The organism is Homoserinibacter sp. YIM 151385, assembly GCF_027912415.1.
Taxonomy (GTDB): Bacteria; Actinomycetota; Actinomycetes; order Actinomycetales; family Microbacteriaceae; genus Schumannella.
In genome coordinates this window covers 873,700-889,121 of sequence record NZ_CP115175.1, presented here as the reverse complement: position 1 = coordinate 889,121, position 15,422 = coordinate 873,700, and the positions used below count along the sequence as shown (strand labels likewise).

The window sequence follows — 15,422 nt, the reverse complement described above, 5'->3', positions numbered from 1 at the left end:
CCGCGGTCGGCGGATGCCGCCGCAGATCCGCGAGGCGTTCGGTCGTGATCTCGAGGGCCGGTGCGAAGTCGGCGATTCTCCGCCGCTCTATCTGACGATTCGTCGCGGCAGCGCACTCGTGCTCGCGGTGACGACGTCGTGCGGCGACGTACGGGCGACGGCGCTCATGTCGAGGCCATGCCGGCGATGGAACTCGGTCGCCACGACCCCGGGCCCGACCGTGCGCACGTCGCGCGCTCTCTTGCGTGTCCTTCGCGTAGGCTGGCGCGCGGCGCGTCGGGAAGTCTGGTCGACATCGACGCCGGCCTGCCTGGTCGGCGAGACGATCAGAGGAGTCTCGATGCGTGATCTCACGGCCGGCACACGATCGAGCCAGAAGATCGCGGCTGTCGGCGGGGCGATCGATGGCTGACGGCTCGGCGTCCCCTCGGCGGGTCCTGCTGGCGACGGCGGGAAGCCGCGGCGACGTGGAGCCGTTCCTGTCGCTGGCGGCTGCGCTCCGTGACGCGGGGCATGCCGTCCTCGTCGCGGCACCGGACGATCAGGACGACGCCGGCGACGACGTCGACGTCGTGACCCTGGGGGTCAGCTTCGCCGGCCTTGCGGAGGCCCTTGCCGGCGGGGGGATGCGGGCGTTCCGCGAGCACATCCGACCGGCGATGAGCACGGTCCTCGCGCGCGTCGTGGACGAGGCGATGCGGTGGCAGCCGGACGTGATCGTCGCGCATCCCAAGCTGCTGACGGTTCCGGTCGTGGCGGAGCATCTCGGCATCCCGTACCTGTCGGTCGAGCTCACTCCGGTAGTCACGCCGACGGGCGAGTTCCCTGCCGCGGGAGTAGTGAATCGCTCGCTCGGTCCCTGGGTCAATCGGCTCACCTATCGCGCGGCGGATCTGGGCGCGCGCATGTTCGCATCCGACATTCGAGCCGCGCGGCGACGCCTGGGACGCTCCGGCGAGGGGCACCTGCCCTCACCGTCCGGCTCGCTGGTCGCGGTGAGTCCGACGCTGTTGCCGCGACCGGCGGACTGGCCGTCGACCACCCATCTCACCGGTGACTGGCCGCGCCGTCCTCGACCTGACGCGGGGACGGACGGCGCCATCCGCGAGTTCCTCGCCGACGACGCTCCCTTCGTGTATGCGGGATTCGGGTCGATGAGGGGCGGGGATGCCGCCGGCCGGGCTGAGGCGATCATCGAAGGCGTCCGACGGGCGGGTCTGAGAACTCTCGTGGCGACCGGCTGGGGCGGCCTGCAACCTCCGGACCGGTGTCTGGGGACGGACGTGCTGGTCGTCACCTCCGTGCCGCACGCCACCGTCCTCCCGCACGCGGCAGCCGCGATCCACCACGGGGGAGCGGGGACCGTCCATGCCGCCGCGCGCGCGGGAACCCCGTCGGTGCTGGTCCCGTTTCTCGCGGACCAGCCGTTCTGGGCACGACTCCTGCGCCGGTCCGGGCTCGCCGGGCCGGCACTGCACCGCGACCGTTTGTCCGTGGACGGTGTTCACGCGGCGATCTCCGATGCGCTCGACCGCGCACCGGCCGTCCATCATGTCGCGGGTGAGATACGCGCGGAGGACGGGCCGGCCGCGGCATCCGCCATCGTCGCCGCAGTCGCCGCCGGCGAGAGCGCGTCGTGATCGGGAGCCCGCTGAAGGTTCCGGTCACGTCTGACCCGTGCTGACGCAGGTCGTGGCCTGGGTCAGTCCGCGAGCCCGCGGGCGATCATGCTGCGGCCGGCGGCGACGATCGCCTCGCGCGCGGGACGCGGGGTGATGCCGAGGACGCTGCGCGTCTTGGCGTCGGAGACCCGCTTGATGTAGCCGAGGTCCGCGGCGACGGACTTGTACTCGTCCCGGAACAGCGCGGTCAGCCGGACGACGAGGTTCGGGATCGACCGGGACGGGACCTTCGACGCCCTCGCGCCGAGCTCGTGCTTGAGGATCGCGCCGATCTCCTTCATCGCGATCGCCGGCTCCCCGGTGCCGACCAGGAACCGCTGTCCTGCCGCGCCGGGGGCGGTCATCGCCGCGACGTGGGCCGCCGCGACGTCGCGGACGTCGACGATGGGGACGAACATGTTCGGGACGCCGGGCATCTCACCCCGGAGCATGTTCTGGACGATGTGGTTGGCACCGGAGACGTCGGCGCCCATCACCGGTCCCATGACGGCGACGGGCAGGATCGTGGTCAGCTCGAGGCTCGAGCCGGGCTGGTCGACGAGATCCCATGCCGCCTTCTCCGCGAGGATCTTGCTGCGCCCGTACGCGTCCACGCCGGGCCCGTCGAGCGGCGACCAGTCGTCCTCGGTGAAGACGTGGTCGATGTGACCGTGGCCGAACCCGACGGCGTGGAACGCGGAGGTGAGCACCACGCGTCCGACTCCGGCGTCGCGGGCGGCGCGGAGGACGCGGAGCGCGCCATCGCGGGCGGGGGCGATGACGTCGTCCTCGTTCTCGACCTTGCCGGTGTGGATCGGGGAGGCGAGGTGGATGACGTGGTCAACGCCGGCGACCGCGTCCGCCCAGCCGGCGTCCTGCATCAGGTCCGCTTCGACGAAGGTCAGCGCCTCGTCGCGAGTGACCCCGGCGTCGCGGAGCACCATCCGGACGGCGGCCTCCTTGTGCAGCGAGCGGATGGTGGAGCGGACGGTGTGGCCCTGCTCCAGGAGCTGGACGATGACGTGTCCGGCGATGAAGCCGGACCCGCCGGTGACGAGAACGTGGGACATGAGTGGCCTTTCGGGGGCGTGAACGTCGAGCGATGACCCGATCCTCGGCGCCGGCGAGGCCGCGACCCAGACCCCTGCTGACACTGGGAGTGACAGGGAGTACCTTCCGTCCTTCGCCGGTCGATAGCGTGAGGCGCATGAGCGATGAGCCGAACACGCTGGGGGAGTACCTCCGAGCCCGGCGCGAGCTCGTCACCCCCGAGCAGGTCGGGATCCCGGTGCTCGGTGTGCGTCGTGTTCCCGGTCTGCGTCGAGAGGAGGTCGCGATGCTGTCCGGTATCAGCGCCGAGTACTATCTCCGCCTCGAGCAGGGGCGCGACCGCCGTCCCTCCGCCCAGGTCCTCCAGGCGATCGCGCGCGTCCTCCAGCTCGACGACGACGCGTATCTGCTCAGCCTCGCCGCCGAACGTCCTCGCGGCAGACGGCCCAGGCCCCGCCGCGAGGTGCTCCCCGCCAGCACCGCCCGCCTCATCGACGAGCTCCCGTTTCCGGCCTTCGCCGAGGGCCGCCATCTCGATGTCCTCGCGGCGAATCCGTTGGCTGCAGCCGTCTCTCCGCGACTGACCGCCGGCGGCAACCGGCTTCGAGACGTGTTCCTGGATGCGGCCGAGCAGAGTCTCTTCGAGGACTGGGAACGCGCTGCTGCGGCGCTGCTCGCCGGGTTCCGCAGGACCGTCGGCCAGAGCATCGACGACCCTCGCGTGGTCGAGCTGGTCGGCGAGCTGTCCTTGGCCAGCCCCGAGTTCCGACGGCTGTGGGCCCGCCACGACGTCGCCGAGCGCGCGGGTGCCCAGGTCACCTTCGACCATCCGGCCGTCGGGCGACTCCGCCTCGACCGCGAGAAGCTCGCCGTCGCCGGCACCGACGGCATCATGCTCGTGGTCTACCACGCCGAACCCGGCAGCGAGTCGGCGGAGCGTCTCGGCCTCCTCGGCTCGATGGCAGCCCCCGACGCTCCTGGCACCCGGACGGCACCGACACGTCTGTCCGAGCGGTAGGGCCCCCGCAGCATGGAATCGTCCCTCGTCGCCTTCTCGCTCGTCGCGGTCGTCCTCGTCCTCACGCCGGGGCCCGACTTCGCCGTCGTCGTCCCGAACGCCATGCGCGGGCGGGGAATCGCCACCACCCTCGGCACCGTCTCGGGCCTCACCGTTCACGCGGCGATCGCGGCCGCGGGTCTGTCGGTCGTCATCCTCGCCTCCGACGTCGCGTTCTCTGTCGTGAAGTATCTGGGAGCCGCGTTCCTCCTCTTCCTCGGACTGCGCACGCTGTGGCAGTCGCGCGGAGCGAAGGCCGATCGACCCCGGGTCGCTCCGCGAGGGAGCGAAGCGCTGCCCAGATGGCGAGCATTCCGTCAGGGATTGCTCGTGAACGTGCTGAACCCCAAAGCGCCGCTGATCTACCTCAGCGTGATGCCGCAGTTCCTCGCGCCGGGTGTCCCCGCGCAACCGCAGCTCGTCGCCATGAGCGTCCTGCTGGTGGCCATCGCCGCGGCCTGGTACCTCACCCTCACCGCACTCGTGCACCGGCTGCGGCCGATCCTCCGCCGGTTCAGCACCTGGATCGACCGCGCGACCGGCGCGGTCCTCGTCCTCCTCGGCGTCGGGACCGCGCTGCAGGTCCGATCGCCGTGACGAGCCCGCGTCGAGGGCTCTACGGCGTGACGTCCTCCTGGCGCGGCCGTGGCTCCAGCACTGCGCTCTCGATCTCGCGGAGCACGTCACATCGGAGCAGGTCCGCGTTTCGCCGAAGGTGAGCGCTGAGCGGCAGTGAGCCGTCGTTCCGCCAGTCCTCCAGGGACATGCGGAGCGTCCCCGCGGCCATCATCGCCGCGAAGCGGATCTCGATGAGGCGCGACTCGGCAGGCCAGAGCTCGGTCATCGCGGCGGCCAGATCGCGTTCGATGCCGAGCTCGACGGCGTCCTTGCGGGCGCGAAGCGTGGGAGAGCTCTGCATGAGCGCGTCCACCGCGCGGGATTGCTCGGTCTCGTACTGCGATGCGAGTTCCGTCAGGCAGTCCAGGGCCGTCGCGAGGGGGGAGGCGTCCGCGCGTCGGCCGTGCAGCGCGGCGGTGATGCGGGTCGACACGGCGCCCGCGCCGTGCCACGCCAAGAGCGCGTCATCCTTCGACGAGAAGTAGTAGAAGAAGGTTCGCCGCGAGATGCCGGAGGCCGCGGCGATGCCGTCGATGGTGGTCGCCTCGTAGCCGAGCTCGAGGAACAGCTCCAGCCCCGCCGCCGCGATCCGCTCGCGCGTCGCCACGCGCTTGCGCTCTCGCGCTCCCGGCATCCTGGCCTCCTCTGCCCGCTTGCCCGAATGTCGCACTGAGTGTAACATCCGGAGAGTTTCGCACTGAGTGCAATATTTCGTCGAGAGGGAAGTCGTGGCATCGAAGATCTGGTTCATCACCGGCGCGTCCAGCGGTCTGGGGCGCATCTGGGCAGAGGCCGCACTCGAACGGGGTGACTCGGTGGTCGCGACCGCCCGCGACGTCGGCGCCCTGTCCGGGTTGACCGAGAGGTTCGGGGCGCGTGTCCTCGTGCGATCTCTGGACGTGACGGATCGCGAGGCCGTGTTCGCGGTCGTCAGGGAAGCGCACGGGCGCTTCGGGCGACTCGACGTCGTCGTCGGCAACGCCGGCTACAGCTACACCGGCGCGGTCGAAGAGCTGGACATCGATGAGGCGAAGGCGAACTTCGACACCAACGTGTTCGGCACGCTGTCGCTGATCCAGGCCGTGCTGCCGATCCTGCGTGCGCAGGGTGGCGGCCACATCCTCACCGTCTCGAGCATCGGCGGCATCGCCAGCTTCCCCACCGGGGGTGCGTACGTGGCATCCAAGTTCGCGGTCGAGGCCATGAGCGAGGCCCTCGCCGTCGAGGTCGCCGCGCAGCGCATCAAGGTCACCATCGTCGAGCCCGGCAGCTACAGCACCGGATTCCGCTCCGCGACCCGATCGGCTCCCGCCATGGAGGTCTACAACCCGATTCGCGAGGCGATCCGCGGGTCCTTCGACCCGGCCAGGACCGGCGATGCGGCGGCGACGGCGCCGGCGATCCTCTCCGTCGTCGACGCCGAGAACCCGCCCCTGCGACTCCTGCTCGGCGACTGGCTCCTCGACCAGATGACCGACGTCTACGCCGCGCGCATCACGACCTGGAAGGACTGGGCCGAGGTCTCGAACGCCGCGCAGCGATGAGGCCGCGAGACGATATCGCGCCGACCCGGCGCGGCGCGTGATGCGTGTCGATCCGGGGCGCTGCCGTTCCGGTCAGCATCGGCCGGCGGAGGCCTGCACCTCGTCGAGCGCGTGTCGTGCGACGGGGCCGAACTCGACGTCCGCGTCGGATCGGATCCAGCGCTCGAGTGCGATGGTCGACGCGAGTGCGCCGAGCTCGGCCGCCACGCGCGCGGTGAGTTCGGGGAATCCTCGTCGTCTGAGCGCGTCGACCAGGGAGGCGGTCAGTCGAAGGCTCTTGAGCGCGTCGCGTTCCTGGAGCTCGGGGTTGGCGGCGATCACGGCCTGTCGTCGCACGATGAACGGCCGACGCGAAGGGGTGAAGACCGCGGCGCCCGCCGCGTCGAGTGCGCGTGCGATGGCGTCGAGCGGGGTGCTCCCCTCCGGCGCTTCGGCGATCGGGTCGACGAGCCAGTCATCGGTCTCGCCTCCGTGGAACAGCACCTCCCGCTTGTCCTGGAAGTGCCGGAAGAAGGTGGTCTTGCCCAAGCCGGCTCGTTGCGCGATGTCGATCACACTCGTCTGCTCGTAGCCTCGCTCGGCGAAGAGCTCGAGGGCGGCCTGAGACAGGCGTTCCGCAGCGTTCGGTTCCCAACGGGCCATGACGCAACTCTACGGGACTCGGTCCCGTCACGTGGTAGCGTGACGGAACCAAGTACCGTCACTGGCGTCGGCGCGGTCGGATGACGAGGCCGCGAGCGGCGCGTCGAACCAAGGAGAGTCGGATATGAAGCGCATCCAGTACAGCGAGTACGGGGGCCCGGACGTGATGACGCTCGAGCAGTTCGAGCCGGCACCCCTCCGAGCCGCCGAGGTGCTGGTCCGAGTCCGTGCCGCCGCGGCCAACCCGATGGACTTCGGGATCCGATCCGGGGCCATGAAGATGGTGACCGGGCGTCGGTTCCCTCGTGCGATGGGCTACGACTTCGCCGGCGTCGTCGAGGCGATCGGCGGCGGCGTCACCCGGTTCCGCGTCGGCGACGAGGTCTTCGGCGGCACGCCGATCGCGTCGGCAGGCGCATTCGCCGACGTGGTCGTCGCCCAGGAGCGGGGCATCGTCCACAAGCCTGCTGAGCTCTCCTTCGAGGACGCTTCTGCCCTCCCGACACCCGCCATCACCGCGCTGCAAGCGCTGTGCAAGGCGGGAAGGATGCGAGCCGGGGACCGCGTCTTCGTGCATGGCTGCCTCGGCGCGGTCGGCCGTGCCGCCGTGCAGCTCGCCGCGGCGCGCGGCGCCACGGTCGCAGGAAGCTGTCGCGCCGGTTCCGGGGACGAGGCTCGCGAGCTGGGCGTCGACCCGATCGTCGCGTTCGACGTCGACCCTGCTCCGCTGCGCAGGAGGTTCGACATCGTGTTCGACACGGCAGGCACGCTTCCTCACCATGCCGCGCGAGCCATGCTCAGACGAGGCGGCCGCATCGTCAGCACGCAGCCCACTCCGGCCAACCTGATCAAGAGCCTTCTGCCCGGTCCGTACCGCGCCGTCATCGCTCAGCCCGTCACGGCCGACCTCGAGCAGATCGCACAGGACGCACGGTCGGGAATGCTCAGGCTTCCCGTCGCCCGCACCGTCGTGCTCTCGGAGGCGATCCCCGCCCTGATCGATCTCGAACAGGGCAGGCTGGGCAAGCGCGGCAAGCTCGTCATCCTCCCGGACTGAGCAGGCGATCGCCGCAGCCGGTCAGCGCGGCGCACATCGGTTATCGGACAGACCCGTGCGCTGCCGCGGGGCGGTTCGCGACGAGGGTGCCGAGCAGATGGAGTGCGTCCTCGGAACCCGGCCGGGCAGTGATGACGATCATCGAGGCGTCGGCGGTGCGGGGGACGGGGTAGGCATCCCGTTCGATGTCGATCTCGCCGATCCGCGGGTGGCGGAGGGTCTTGCCGCCGTTGATGCGGTCGCGGACGTCGTGGCGAGCCCAGATCTTGCGGAACTCTGCGCTGCGCACGCTCAAGGCTCCGACGACGGTGATGGCGCGGGGGTGCTCGGGATCGCGCGAGATGGCCGTGCGGAGCATTCCGACGTAGTCCCTCGCCATGGCCTCGCACGACGGGTAGCGCAGTCCGGCGTCCTCGTGGAACAGCATCATCAGCACGTTTCGCTCCTCGGCCGGAATGCGGGTCGGATCGCCCAGCAGTTCCGCGGCGAGCGGGTTCCAGGCGAGGACGTCCAGATGCTGGCTGACGATGAACGCCGGGAGGTCGGTCGCCTCGAGCAGGATCCGCGAGCCCCGGGGGAGCTTGTCGGAGGTTCGCCGGGGCCGCGGGGCGGGTCGCCTCGCGGTGCGGGCGAGGCGACCGATGTGCTCTCGTTCGGTCGCGTCCAGATCGAGGGCGTCGCTGATGGAGTCGAGCGCCGCATCAGAGGGTCGAGCGCTGCGGCCCTGCTCGAGACGCTGGTAGTAGTCGGTGCTGAGGCCGGCGAGCACCGCCACCTCCTCTCGCCGCAGTCCGTCCACGCGCCTGCGAGTGCCGGGTTCGAGGCCGAGGTCCTCAGGACGGGTCTGCTCCCGGCGAGCTCGGAGGAAGGCCCCGAGCTCGCGCGCCGCCGCCACGGTCCCCTTCTCCACACCGGTCATTCTGCCCGGTGCGCGTCGACCAGAGGTGGTCCTCGCAGACCGGGGATACGGAGCACTCCCGAGGTCCCGGCCGTCCTGCGTAGCGTCACGGGAATGGCTCCATGGACTGCTTCTGATATCCCCGACCTCTCCGGCAGAACCGCGATCGTGACCGGTGCGAATGCCGGCCTGGGGTTCGTGACCGCCTCCGAGCTCGCTGCGCACGGCGCGGAGGTGATCCTCGCCGTCCGCAGTCTGACCAACGGCGATGCCGCCGCTGAGCGCATCCGCTCCGCCCATCCGGGCGCGAAGCTGTCTGTCCAGGTGGTGGACGTCGCATCCCAGGCCTCGGTGCGGCACTTCGCGGCCACCGTGACCGGTGAGCGGGACCGGCTGGATCTCTTGGTGAACAACGCCGGAGCGGAGAATCTCGGTGCCCGCCGCACGACGGTCGATGGATTCGAGTTCCATCTCGGCACCAACACCCTCGGCCACGTCACCCTCACCGGCCTGCTGCTCCCGGTGCTCGAGAAGGGCATCGATGCCCGGGTGGTCTCGCTGAGCTCCATCACCCACAAGAACGCGCATCTGGACTTCGACGACCTGCAGTCCGAGCGGCGCTTCGATCCGAACCGGGCATACGGGATGGCCAAGCTGGCCACCACCGTGTTCGGGCTCGAGCTGGACCGTCGGCTCCGACGCGCGGGATCGCCGGTGATCAGCGTGCTGGCTCACCCCGGCCTGTCTCGGTCCGACTTCATCGACAGCGCGTGGCGGGATCGGGGCGCGCTCGGTCGAGCTGCAGGCCGCCTCTTCTCGGCGATCGCGACGCAGCCCACCGAGCAGGGGGCGCTCCCGCAGCTGCATGCGGCCGCCTCACCCGGCGTGCGGGGTGGCAGCTTCTTCGGCCCGGACGGCCGGGGTGAACGTCGGGGCGAGGTCGCGTCCGTCCGTCCGTCCGCCGAGGCGGCCGACCCCGCGACGGGGACGCGGTTCTGGAACGCCGCGCAGGAGCTCACCGGCTGCGAATACCTCTGACTCGGTTGCGTTTTGATAGCTACCTTGCAATACTTGTCAGGTGCCAAACAAACAAGCGGATCCGAATCACGAGTCAGCCGGCGCCTGGGCGAAGAAGTACCACCTCGCCACCCGTCAGGTCATGGAGTCGGTGCTCCGACCTCATGACCTCGGTCCGACGCAGTGGTATGTCCTCTACCAGCTCGCCCTCGTCGGCGCGACCCCGCAGCGAGAGCTCGTGCGGATCCTCGAGGTGGAGCGGGCGACGCTGTCCGGTGTCGTCGCCGCGCTGACCAGAAAGGGACTCGTCGAGCAGCGGCCCGACCCATCCGACGCACGGCAGAGAGTCCTCCACCTCACGTCGCAGGGGCGCGTCCTGTGGGGGGAGCTGCCGGACCCGATCGAGCTGATCCTCCGGACGGCGTTCGCGGAGGTCTCCGACGCCGACCTCGCGACGACGACCCGAGTGCTGCGAACCGGAACGGCACGACTCCACGAGCTCCTCACGAAGGGAACACCTGCATGACCATCCTCGTCACCGGAGCCACCGGGCTCGTCGGCACCCGTCTCATCCCGCGTCTCGTCGACGCCGGCCACGACGTGCGCGCCCTCGTCCGCGCCGGGAAGACGGTATCGGGCGTCGACACCGTCGAGGGGGACCTGCTCGACCCGACCACGCTGCCCGGGGCCGTCGACGGCGTCGATCAGGTCGTTCATCTCGCCGCGGTGCTCCGCACCTCGGACCCCGCGGACGTGACCCGTGCGAACGTCGACGGCACGAGCAATCTGATCGCGGCCGTCGCCGAGCACGCACCGGCCGCCCGGACGATCATGGCCAGCACCGGACTCGTGTACGCAGCCGACCTGCCTCGTCCGGCCCGGGAGGGTGACCCCACGACGGCGCCGATGCCGTATCCGGCGAGCAAGGTCGTCGCCGAGCAGGCGCTTCGCGACAGCGGCCTGACGTGGAGCATCCTCCGATTCGGATTCGTCTACGGCGACGGCGACGGTCACCTGCAAGCGGCCCCGGGATTGCTCGGTTCCTGGGGCTGGCACCCGGCTGCGACCCTCAGCCTGGTCCATCACCGCGACATCGCGACCGCGATGCTGCTCGCGCTCGACGGTGGACTCGACTGCGAGACCGTCAACGTGGCCGACGACGCCCCCGCCACCGTCGCCGACATCGCCCGCCTGGTCGGCGCGGCGTATCCCGAGTCCAACGCCCCGCTGGAGAACCCGTTCAACGGGCACGTCGACAGCACCCGCCTCCGCGAGCTCGGCTTCACCCCGGCCGTGCGGAGCATGTATCAGGCTGCCGCAGAGCGATCGCTCTGACGTCGCCCGGGGCGACGTGAGAACGGGCCGGCTCCTCTTCGTCCCTGGTCGCCGTCGTCTCGGCAGGGAGGTACAGGTCGAGCGAGCGCATCATCGTGGTGAGCAGCTCGCGGAGTGTCTCCTGCTGCTCCGGGGTGAGGCCGGCGTCGTAGCGGTCGCTGTCGCGCGTGGTCTGCTGCACCTGTCGAAGGATGTCGGCACCGGCGGCGGTGATCCGGCACTCCATGATCCTGCCGTGCACCGGGTGCGGGGAGCGGGCGATGAGGCCCCGTTCCGCGAGACCGGCGAGGGCGGTGGACATCGACTGCGGTGTCACGCCCGACCGTGCGCTGAGCGTCGCACCGGACAGGCCGTCAGGGTGCGCGACGTCCAGGATCGCCAGGGCCGAGAGTTGCGACGGCGTGAGTCGGAACTCGCGCAGATCCTCGTCCAGGCGCTGGGACAGCGCGCCGTTCACCCGTCGAAGGAGGTAGGGCAGGCGCTGCCCGAAGTCCTCGGCCATCGTTCCTCCCTGCACTCGGAGCTCTGATAATATCAGTTGCCTTACATTATCTCTCGCCACGATTCCACTCCGTGGCCGAACGATCGGATCCCCATGAAGCTCGCGTCCGTACGCCTCATCACCAGCCGCCTCGACGAACTCGTCGAGTTCTACGAACTCGTCACCGGCGCATCGTTCGAGCGCCCCGCCCCGGTCTTCGCAGAACTCGTCACCGACGGCGGAACCCTCGCCATCGGCAGCGACGCGACCCTGCCGCTCTTCGCCGGCACGGGGATCACGACCGCATCGAATGCGAGCGCGATCCTCGAGTTCCAGGTCGACGACGTCGACCGGGAACGTCGGCGACTCGGCGACCGCGTGCAGGTTCTGCAGGAGCCGACCACCATGCCGTGGGGAAACCGCGCCATGATGCTCGCCGACCCTGACGGCAACCGCGTCAACCTCTACACGCCGCAGACCGATGACGCGAAGGCGCGCTTCGCCGGACGCTGAGACCCGCGCTCCCGGGAGCCGATCGCGACATCGCGGATACCCGACGAGATGACCCGTCGCCGGAGCATCGCGGTGAGACCGCTCATGGGCGGGCCCGCGGCGCGACTCCCCAGGCGGCGATGATCCCGCGCAGGGCCCGCGGCAGAGGATCCTCTCCGGAAGCCGGGGGTGCGGTGGTGGCCGTGGCGAGCTGGGGGAAGGCGCGGGCGATGGCGAGGACATCGTCCATGGACTGGCCGCCCGCCGAGGGGGCGGCCTCGGCGAGCGCTCGGCCGATGGTGAGCGCGGCGAGGGTGTTGATGAGCTGGAGCGCGTCGGCGGGCGAGAGCGAGCTCGTCCGGCTCAGCAGCTCGAGCCCTCGTTCAGCGAGCGCGAGCGCCTGCGGCGTCGCGACCGAGCGGGTGGCGACGAGAGGGAGCAGGTTGGGGTGCGCGACGAGCTGCGTGTAGACGCTGCAGAAGGCCTCGACGAGCTGCTCGGTCGCGTCGCCGTCGACGTCGATCCCGTCGATGGCGACCGTCGACCACGCTCGTTCCACGAGTCCGTCGAAGAGCGCCGCCTTGTTGGGCACGTAGTGATAGGGAGCCATCGGGTCGACGCCGAGGGTGGTCGCGAGCGTCCGCATGGTGAGCTTCTCGTGCCCGTGCTCGTCGACGAGGGCGAGGGCGGCGTCCAGCACCCGGTCACGCGTGAGCTGTCCCGTGCCCCTGGGCGGTCCCGAGTCGCGCATCGGCGCCATCAGTACCCCTTCTCACGCAGCCAATCCCGGACCGTGTTCTCCCGTGACGACGCCTCGCCCTCGGTCCATCTCCCGAGGGTCAGGGTATCGGTGAGCGTGCCGTCCGCGATGTAGAGGATGCGGTCCGCGCGCGTGGCGAGCGCCGGTGAGTGCGTCACCATCACGATGGTCGTTCCGGCGCGGTGCGCCTCGGTGAGCGCGCTCATCACCTCGAGGCTCATGCTGTGGTTGAGCGCGCCGGTCGGCTCATCGGCGAAGAGCACGCTCGGCCGGGTCGCGAGGGCGCGGCACAGGGCCGCCCGCTGCAGCTGGCCCCCCGAGACGGCGCTGATGGCATGCGCGCCCGTGGCGGTGATGCCGAAGCGCTCCATCAGGGCGTCGACGCGCTCGGCGACGTCGCGTTCCTCCGCTCGCGACGGTGCGGCTTTGAGCGCCGGGAGGAGGATGTTGTCGCGGATGCTCAGGCTGTCGAGGAAGTACGGCTGCTGGAAGACGAAGCCCATCCGTGTGAGCCGCAGTCGCGCCATGCTCTCGTCGTCCAGGGACGTGAGCAGCGTGCCCTCGAGGGCGACGGCGCCCTCGGTGGGCCTGTCGAGTCCGCTCAGGCAGTACAGCAGCGTCGACTTCCCCGACCCGCTCGGCCCCATGACGGTGAGGAACTCGCCGGGGGCGACGTCGACGTCGATGCCGTGCAGCACCGTCGTCGCCGAGGTCCCCGTCGCGTACGTCTTCGTGAGACCGGATGCCCGCAGCAGACCCGCTGCCGCAGTCCTCGTCGATGGTCGCGGGTTCGAGGCGTCGTTCATCGGAGTGCCCGTCCTTTCGTGGTGATCGTGGGCGGGGATCAGCGCAGCCATGACGCCCCGGTGATGCCGGGCAGCCGTCGTGTCGCCGCGATTGTGCTGAGCGCCCCGGCCGTCCCCAGGGCCAGGGGGTACGCCACCCACGCCAGCCAGGGGTCGGGCGTGAGCGTGAGGTGCGCGATCCCGAGTCCGAGGCCGGAGAGCACGGTGGTGATCGCGGTGTCGCCGAGTGCGGCGGAGACGGCCATGCCGACGAGCACCCCGACCCCGATCACGACGGCCGTCTTGCCCCGGATTCCGCGCGTGATCTCGGCGGTCGAGAACCCCAGGGTATGGAGGATGCCGAGGGGCTTCCGCTCGCGAGCGAGGAACAGCGTCAGGAACAGCGCGGTGATGAGCGCGACCACCACGGTGCCGAAACCGAAGGCGACGACGGATGCTCCGCGCAGCGACGTGGTCGCGAACGAGAGGGTCTGCTGCACGTATTCGCGCATCGGCACGGTGGTGGCCTCCGGAAGTCGCCGGTTGTAGTCGGCGGCGAGGGCGACCGGATCCGCGTCCCCGGTCACATCCGCGTAGACGACGAACGCGCTCGCGCCCGACGCCGCCGCGAGCGCGTGTCCGGGATCGTGGAGCTTCGCGGTGCGCCCGCCGCTCGTCACGTCCTGATAGATGCCGCTGACCTCCACCGTGCGCCGTTCGGTGCCGCTCGTCGAGACGCGACGCAGGTCGAGACGGTCTCCCGTGCTGACGCCGTGCTCGTCTGCCGCCAGGGCTGAGAGCGCGATCTGGCCCTGGTCGGGGCGCGTGCCGGTGAGGAACTCGAGTGGCGTGTCGGCGTAATCGCCGACCTCGACGGGCAGCGATCGCCATGCCTCCACGTCCGCGGTCGCGCCCGCGACCCGCACGTCGGCCAGGATGCGGGTGAAGGAGCGGACCGCGGTGAGCCGGGAGTCGTCCTCCATCGTCGAGATCAGCTGCCGGTGGGCGGTGTCGAGGTCGTCTCCGAACTGCAGGTCCGATCGCAGGTCGCTGTCGGGCGCACCCATGTAGGTGACGAATCGGGGATCCTCCAGCGTGGTCAGCAGGTTCGTCGGCACGGTGACGAGCACGGTGGCGAGGGCGAACACGAAGGGGAGCAGCGCCCAGCGGCGCCATTCGGCGCGAAGCTCGCGCAGCGACAGCCGGGTCGTGACCGGCAGCGCGCCGGAATCGAGTCGCGACCTGCGCGCACGCCGAGCCTCGCGTCGGGCTCGGCGCGCGACGCCTCGCTCCGTCAGGGTGCTCCCGTGCACGAGAGCGCGCACGGTGTCGATGCGACCGATCCGGCGCAGGATGCCGTGGCAGAGCGCCGTGATCACCAGGTAGACGAGGCCCAGGGCCGCGAGCGGGACGATCACCGACGCGAGCCCAGCGGGTGAGGACCCGTAGTTGGCCTGGATCCCGGAGAGGAGCAGCTCTGCGGTGAAGGGGGCGACCGCGCCGCCGATGAGGCAGGAGACGACGGCGATGAGGCGGTACTTCGCGAGATAGAGGCCGGCGATGCTCCGGCGACTCAGCCCGATCGCCTTGAGCGTCCCGATCTCGCGCACCTCGTCCTCGAGGGCGCCGCGGATCACGAAGCGGAGATTGACGAACGCGATCACCATGATGAGCAGACTCGCGAACACGAGCGCGACCGCCACCAGCCCGTCGCTGATCGCGTTCAGCATCCGGATCACGGCGAACGTGACCGCCTGGCCGTTGCGGGGAAGCTCCGGCGTCGCCTCGTACCGCGCTTGGAAGGCCGTCGCGGTGTCGGGATCCTCGAGCCGGTACTCGATGATCGCCTCGGGCTCGCCCCCCAGCCCCTCCAGCCGTGCGAAGTCGCCGGCGGACACCAGGAAGCGCGAGGACGAGGCGAACGACGACGCCATCTGCGCGTCTCGGACGAACCCGGTCACGCGAAGGGGGAGCGCGCTGTCGCCGATGCCGATGTGCAGTTCGTCTCCCCGCTGCAGGTCGTAG

The 15,422-nt window shown here is 70.5% G+C and carries 18 protein-coding genes; 10 read left to right on the top strand and 8 right to left on the bottom strand.

Annotated elements, in window-relative coordinates:
• Positions 1-13: 13 nt before the first annotated feature.
• Together OF852_RS04295 and OF852_RS04290 are read left to right on the top strand one after the other, a co-directional pair.
• Positions 14-412: a hypothetical protein gene (locus OF852_RS04295; RefSeq protein WP_271120572.1), complete on the top strand. Its 399-nt coding sequence runs from the start codon at positions 14-16 to the stop codon at positions 410-412.
• Positions 405-1,640, top strand: coding sequence for a glycosyltransferase (locus tag OF852_RS04290; RefSeq protein WP_271120571.1), 1,236 nt, complete (start codon positions 405-407; stop codon positions 1,638-1,640). Before OF852_RS04295 ends, OF852_RS04290 begins: the two co-directional genes overlap by 8 nt.
• Before the next feature lie 62 nt (positions 1,641-1,702).
• Here the strand turns inward: OF852_RS04290 and OF852_RS04285 are convergent, their stop codons facing one another.
• Complete coding sequence (locus tag OF852_RS04285) at positions 1,703-2,731, bottom strand: NAD-dependent epimerase/dehydratase family protein (protein WP_271120570.1); 1,029 nt, start codon at positions 2,729-2,731, stop codon at positions 1,703-1,705.
• A 137-nt stretch (positions 2,732-2,868) separates the two neighbouring features.
• Between OF852_RS04285 and OF852_RS04280 the strand changes: the two genes are divergently transcribed.
• Together OF852_RS04280 and OF852_RS04275 are read left to right on the top strand one after the other, a co-directional pair.
• The gene (locus OF852_RS04280; protein ID WP_271120569.1) at positions 2,869-3,729 is read left to right on the top strand and encodes a helix-turn-helix domain-containing protein; all 861 of its coding nucleotides are present in this window, start codon (positions 2,869-2,871) and stop codon (positions 3,727-3,729) included.
• Positions 3,730-3,741: 12 nt separating this feature from the next.
• Positions 3,742-4,365: a LysE family translocator gene (locus OF852_RS04275; protein ID WP_271120568.1), complete on the top strand. Its 624-nt coding sequence runs from the start codon at positions 3,742-3,744 to the stop codon at positions 4,363-4,365.
• Positions 4,366-4,384: 19 nt separating this feature from the next.
• On the opposite strand, the gene OF852_RS04270 is transcribed toward OF852_RS04275, so the two are convergent.
• On the bottom strand, positions 4,385-5,137 hold the full coding sequence (locus tag OF852_RS04270; protein ID WP_271120567.1) for a TetR/AcrR family transcriptional regulator: 753 nt from the start codon (positions 5,135-5,137) through the stop codon (positions 4,385-4,387).
• Here OF852_RS04270 and OF852_RS04265 point away from each other — a divergent pair.
• Positions 5,088-5,930, top strand: a complete 843-nt coding sequence (locus tag OF852_RS04265; protein ID WP_333781468.1) for an SDR family NAD(P)-dependent oxidoreductase — start codon at positions 5,088-5,090, stop codon at positions 5,928-5,930. The genes OF852_RS04270 and OF852_RS04265 overlap by 50 nt on opposite strands.
• Positions 5,931-6,002: 72 nt before the next feature.
• Here OF852_RS04265 and OF852_RS04260 read toward each other — a convergent pair whose 3' ends face one another.
• Positions 6,003-6,485, bottom strand: a complete 483-nt coding sequence (locus tag OF852_RS04260; RefSeq protein ID WP_271120565.1) for a TetR/AcrR family transcriptional regulator — start codon at positions 6,483-6,485, stop codon at positions 6,003-6,005.
• A 211-nt stretch (positions 6,486-6,696) separates the two neighbouring features.
• On the opposite strand from OF852_RS04260, the gene OF852_RS04255 reads away from it, so the two are divergent.
• On the top strand, positions 6,697-7,629 hold the full coding sequence (locus OF852_RS04255; RefSeq protein ID WP_271120564.1) for an NADP-dependent oxidoreductase: 933 nt from the start codon (positions 6,697-6,699) through the stop codon (positions 7,627-7,629).
• Between the two features lie 40 nt (positions 7,630-7,669).
• Here the strand turns inward: OF852_RS04255 and OF852_RS04250 are convergent, their stop codons facing one another.
• Positions 7,670-8,524, bottom strand: coding sequence for a helix-turn-helix transcriptional regulator (locus OF852_RS04250; RefSeq protein ID WP_271120563.1), 855 nt, complete (start codon positions 8,522-8,524; stop codon positions 7,670-7,672).
• Positions 8,525-8,641: 117 nt separating this feature from the next.
• Here OF852_RS04250 and OF852_RS04245 point away from each other — a divergent pair, with 117 nt between their 5' ends.
• Genes OF852_RS04245 through OF852_RS04235 form a run of 3 tightly spaced genes read left to right on the top strand, consistent with a single transcriptional unit; the run spans position 8,642 to position 10,879 of the window.
• Positions 8,642-9,565: an oxidoreductase gene (locus tag OF852_RS04245; RefSeq protein WP_271120562.1), complete on the top strand. Its 924-nt coding sequence runs from the start codon at positions 8,642-8,644 to the stop codon at positions 9,563-9,565.
• A 40-nt stretch (positions 9,566-9,605) separates the two neighbouring features.
• Entirely contained in the window at positions 9,606-10,070 is a 465-nt protein-coding gene (locus OF852_RS04240; protein ID WP_271120561.1) for a MarR family winged helix-turn-helix transcriptional regulator, read from the top strand.
• The gene (locus tag OF852_RS04235; RefSeq protein WP_271120560.1) at positions 10,067-10,879 is read left to right on the top strand and encodes an NAD-dependent epimerase/dehydratase family protein; all 813 of its coding nucleotides are present in this window, start codon (positions 10,067-10,069) and stop codon (positions 10,877-10,879) included. The genes OF852_RS04240 and OF852_RS04235 overlap by 4 nt, the downstream gene beginning before the upstream one ends.
• Here OF852_RS04235 and OF852_RS04230 read toward each other — a convergent pair.
• Entirely contained in the window at positions 10,827-11,381 is a 555-nt protein-coding gene (locus OF852_RS04230; protein WP_271120559.1) for a MarR family winged helix-turn-helix transcriptional regulator, read from the bottom strand. The genes OF852_RS04235 and OF852_RS04230 overlap by 53 nt on opposite strands.
• A gap of 93 nt (positions 11,382-11,474) precedes the next feature.
• Here OF852_RS04230 and OF852_RS04225 point away from each other — a divergent pair, with 93 nt between their 5' ends.
• Positions 11,475-11,873 carry a VOC family protein gene (locus OF852_RS04225; protein ID WP_271120558.1) on the top strand — a complete coding sequence of 133 codons (399 nt, stop codon included), beginning with the start codon at positions 11,475-11,477 and terminating at the stop codon, positions 11,871-11,873.
• A gap of 82 nt (positions 11,874-11,955) precedes the next feature.
• On the opposite strand, the gene OF852_RS04220 is transcribed toward OF852_RS04225, so the two are convergent.
• From OF852_RS04220 to OF852_RS04210, 3 genes are read right to left on the bottom strand one after another with little or no spacing between them, the layout of a single operon-like run.
• The gene (locus OF852_RS04220; RefSeq protein WP_271120557.1) at positions 11,956-12,552 is read right to left on the bottom strand and encodes a TetR/AcrR family transcriptional regulator; all 597 of its coding nucleotides are present in this window, start codon (positions 12,550-12,552) and stop codon (positions 11,956-11,958) included.
• 59 nt (positions 12,553-12,611) lie between these two features.
• Entirely contained in the window at positions 12,612-13,418 is an 807-nt protein-coding gene (locus OF852_RS04215) for an ABC transporter ATP-binding protein (RefSeq protein ID WP_271120556.1), read from the bottom strand.
• Between the two features lie 38 nt (positions 13,419-13,456).
• Positions 13,457-15,064 (bottom strand): FtsX-like permease family protein, encoded by a 1,608-nt coding sequence (locus OF852_RS04210; protein WP_271121112.1) that lies wholly within the window; start codon positions 15,062-15,064, stop codon positions 13,457-13,459.
• Positions 15,065-15,422 lie beyond the last annotated feature (358 nt).

Excerpts from the sequence above, each read along its gene's own strand:
- OF852_RS04295 (WP_271120572.1), top strand. The coding sequence starts at position 14 with ATGCCGCCGCAGATCCGCGAGGCGTTCGGTCGTGATCTCGAGGGCCGG.
- OF852_RS04290 (WP_271120571.1), top strand. The coding sequence starts at position 405 with ATGGCTGACGGCTCGGCGTCCCCTCGGCGGGTCCTGCTGGCGACGGCG.
- OF852_RS04285 (WP_271120570.1), bottom strand. The coding sequence starts at position 2,731 with ATGTCCCACGTTCTCGTCACCGGCGGGTCCGGCTTCATCGCCGGACAC.
- OF852_RS04280 (WP_271120569.1), top strand. The coding sequence starts at position 2,869 with ATGAGCGATGAGCCGAACACGCTGGGGGAGTACCTCCGAGCCCGGCGC.
- OF852_RS04275 (WP_271120568.1), top strand. The coding sequence starts at position 3,742 with ATGGAATCGTCCCTCGTCGCCTTCTCGCTCGTCGCGGTCGTCCTCGTC.
- OF852_RS04270 (WP_271120567.1), bottom strand. The coding sequence starts at position 5,137 with ATGAACCAGATCTTCGATGCCACGACTTCCCTCTCGACGAAATATTGC.
- OF852_RS04255 (WP_271120564.1), top strand. The coding sequence starts at position 6,697 with ATGAAGCGCATCCAGTACAGCGAGTACGGGGGCCCGGACGTGATGACG.
- OF852_RS04245 (WP_271120562.1), top strand. The coding sequence starts at position 8,642 with ATGGCTCCATGGACTGCTTCTGATATCCCCGACCTCTCCGGCAGAACC.
- OF852_RS04235 (WP_271120560.1), top strand. The coding sequence starts at position 10,067 with ATGACCATCCTCGTCACCGGAGCCACCGGGCTCGTCGGCACCCGTCTC.
- OF852_RS04230 (WP_271120559.1), bottom strand. The coding sequence starts at position 11,381 with ATGGCCGAGGACTTCGGGCAGCGCCTGCCCTACCTCCTTCGACGGGTG.
- OF852_RS04225 (WP_271120558.1), top strand. The coding sequence starts at position 11,475 with ATGAAGCTCGCGTCCGTACGCCTCATCACCAGCCGCCTCGACGAACTC.
- OF852_RS04215 (WP_271120556.1), bottom strand. The coding sequence starts at position 13,418 with ATGAACGACGCCTCGAACCCGCGACCATCGACGAGGACTGCGGCAGCG.
- OF852_RS04210 (WP_271121112.1), bottom strand. The coding sequence starts at position 15,064 with ATGGTGATCGCGTTCGTCAATCTCCGCTTCGTGATCCGCGGCGCCCTC.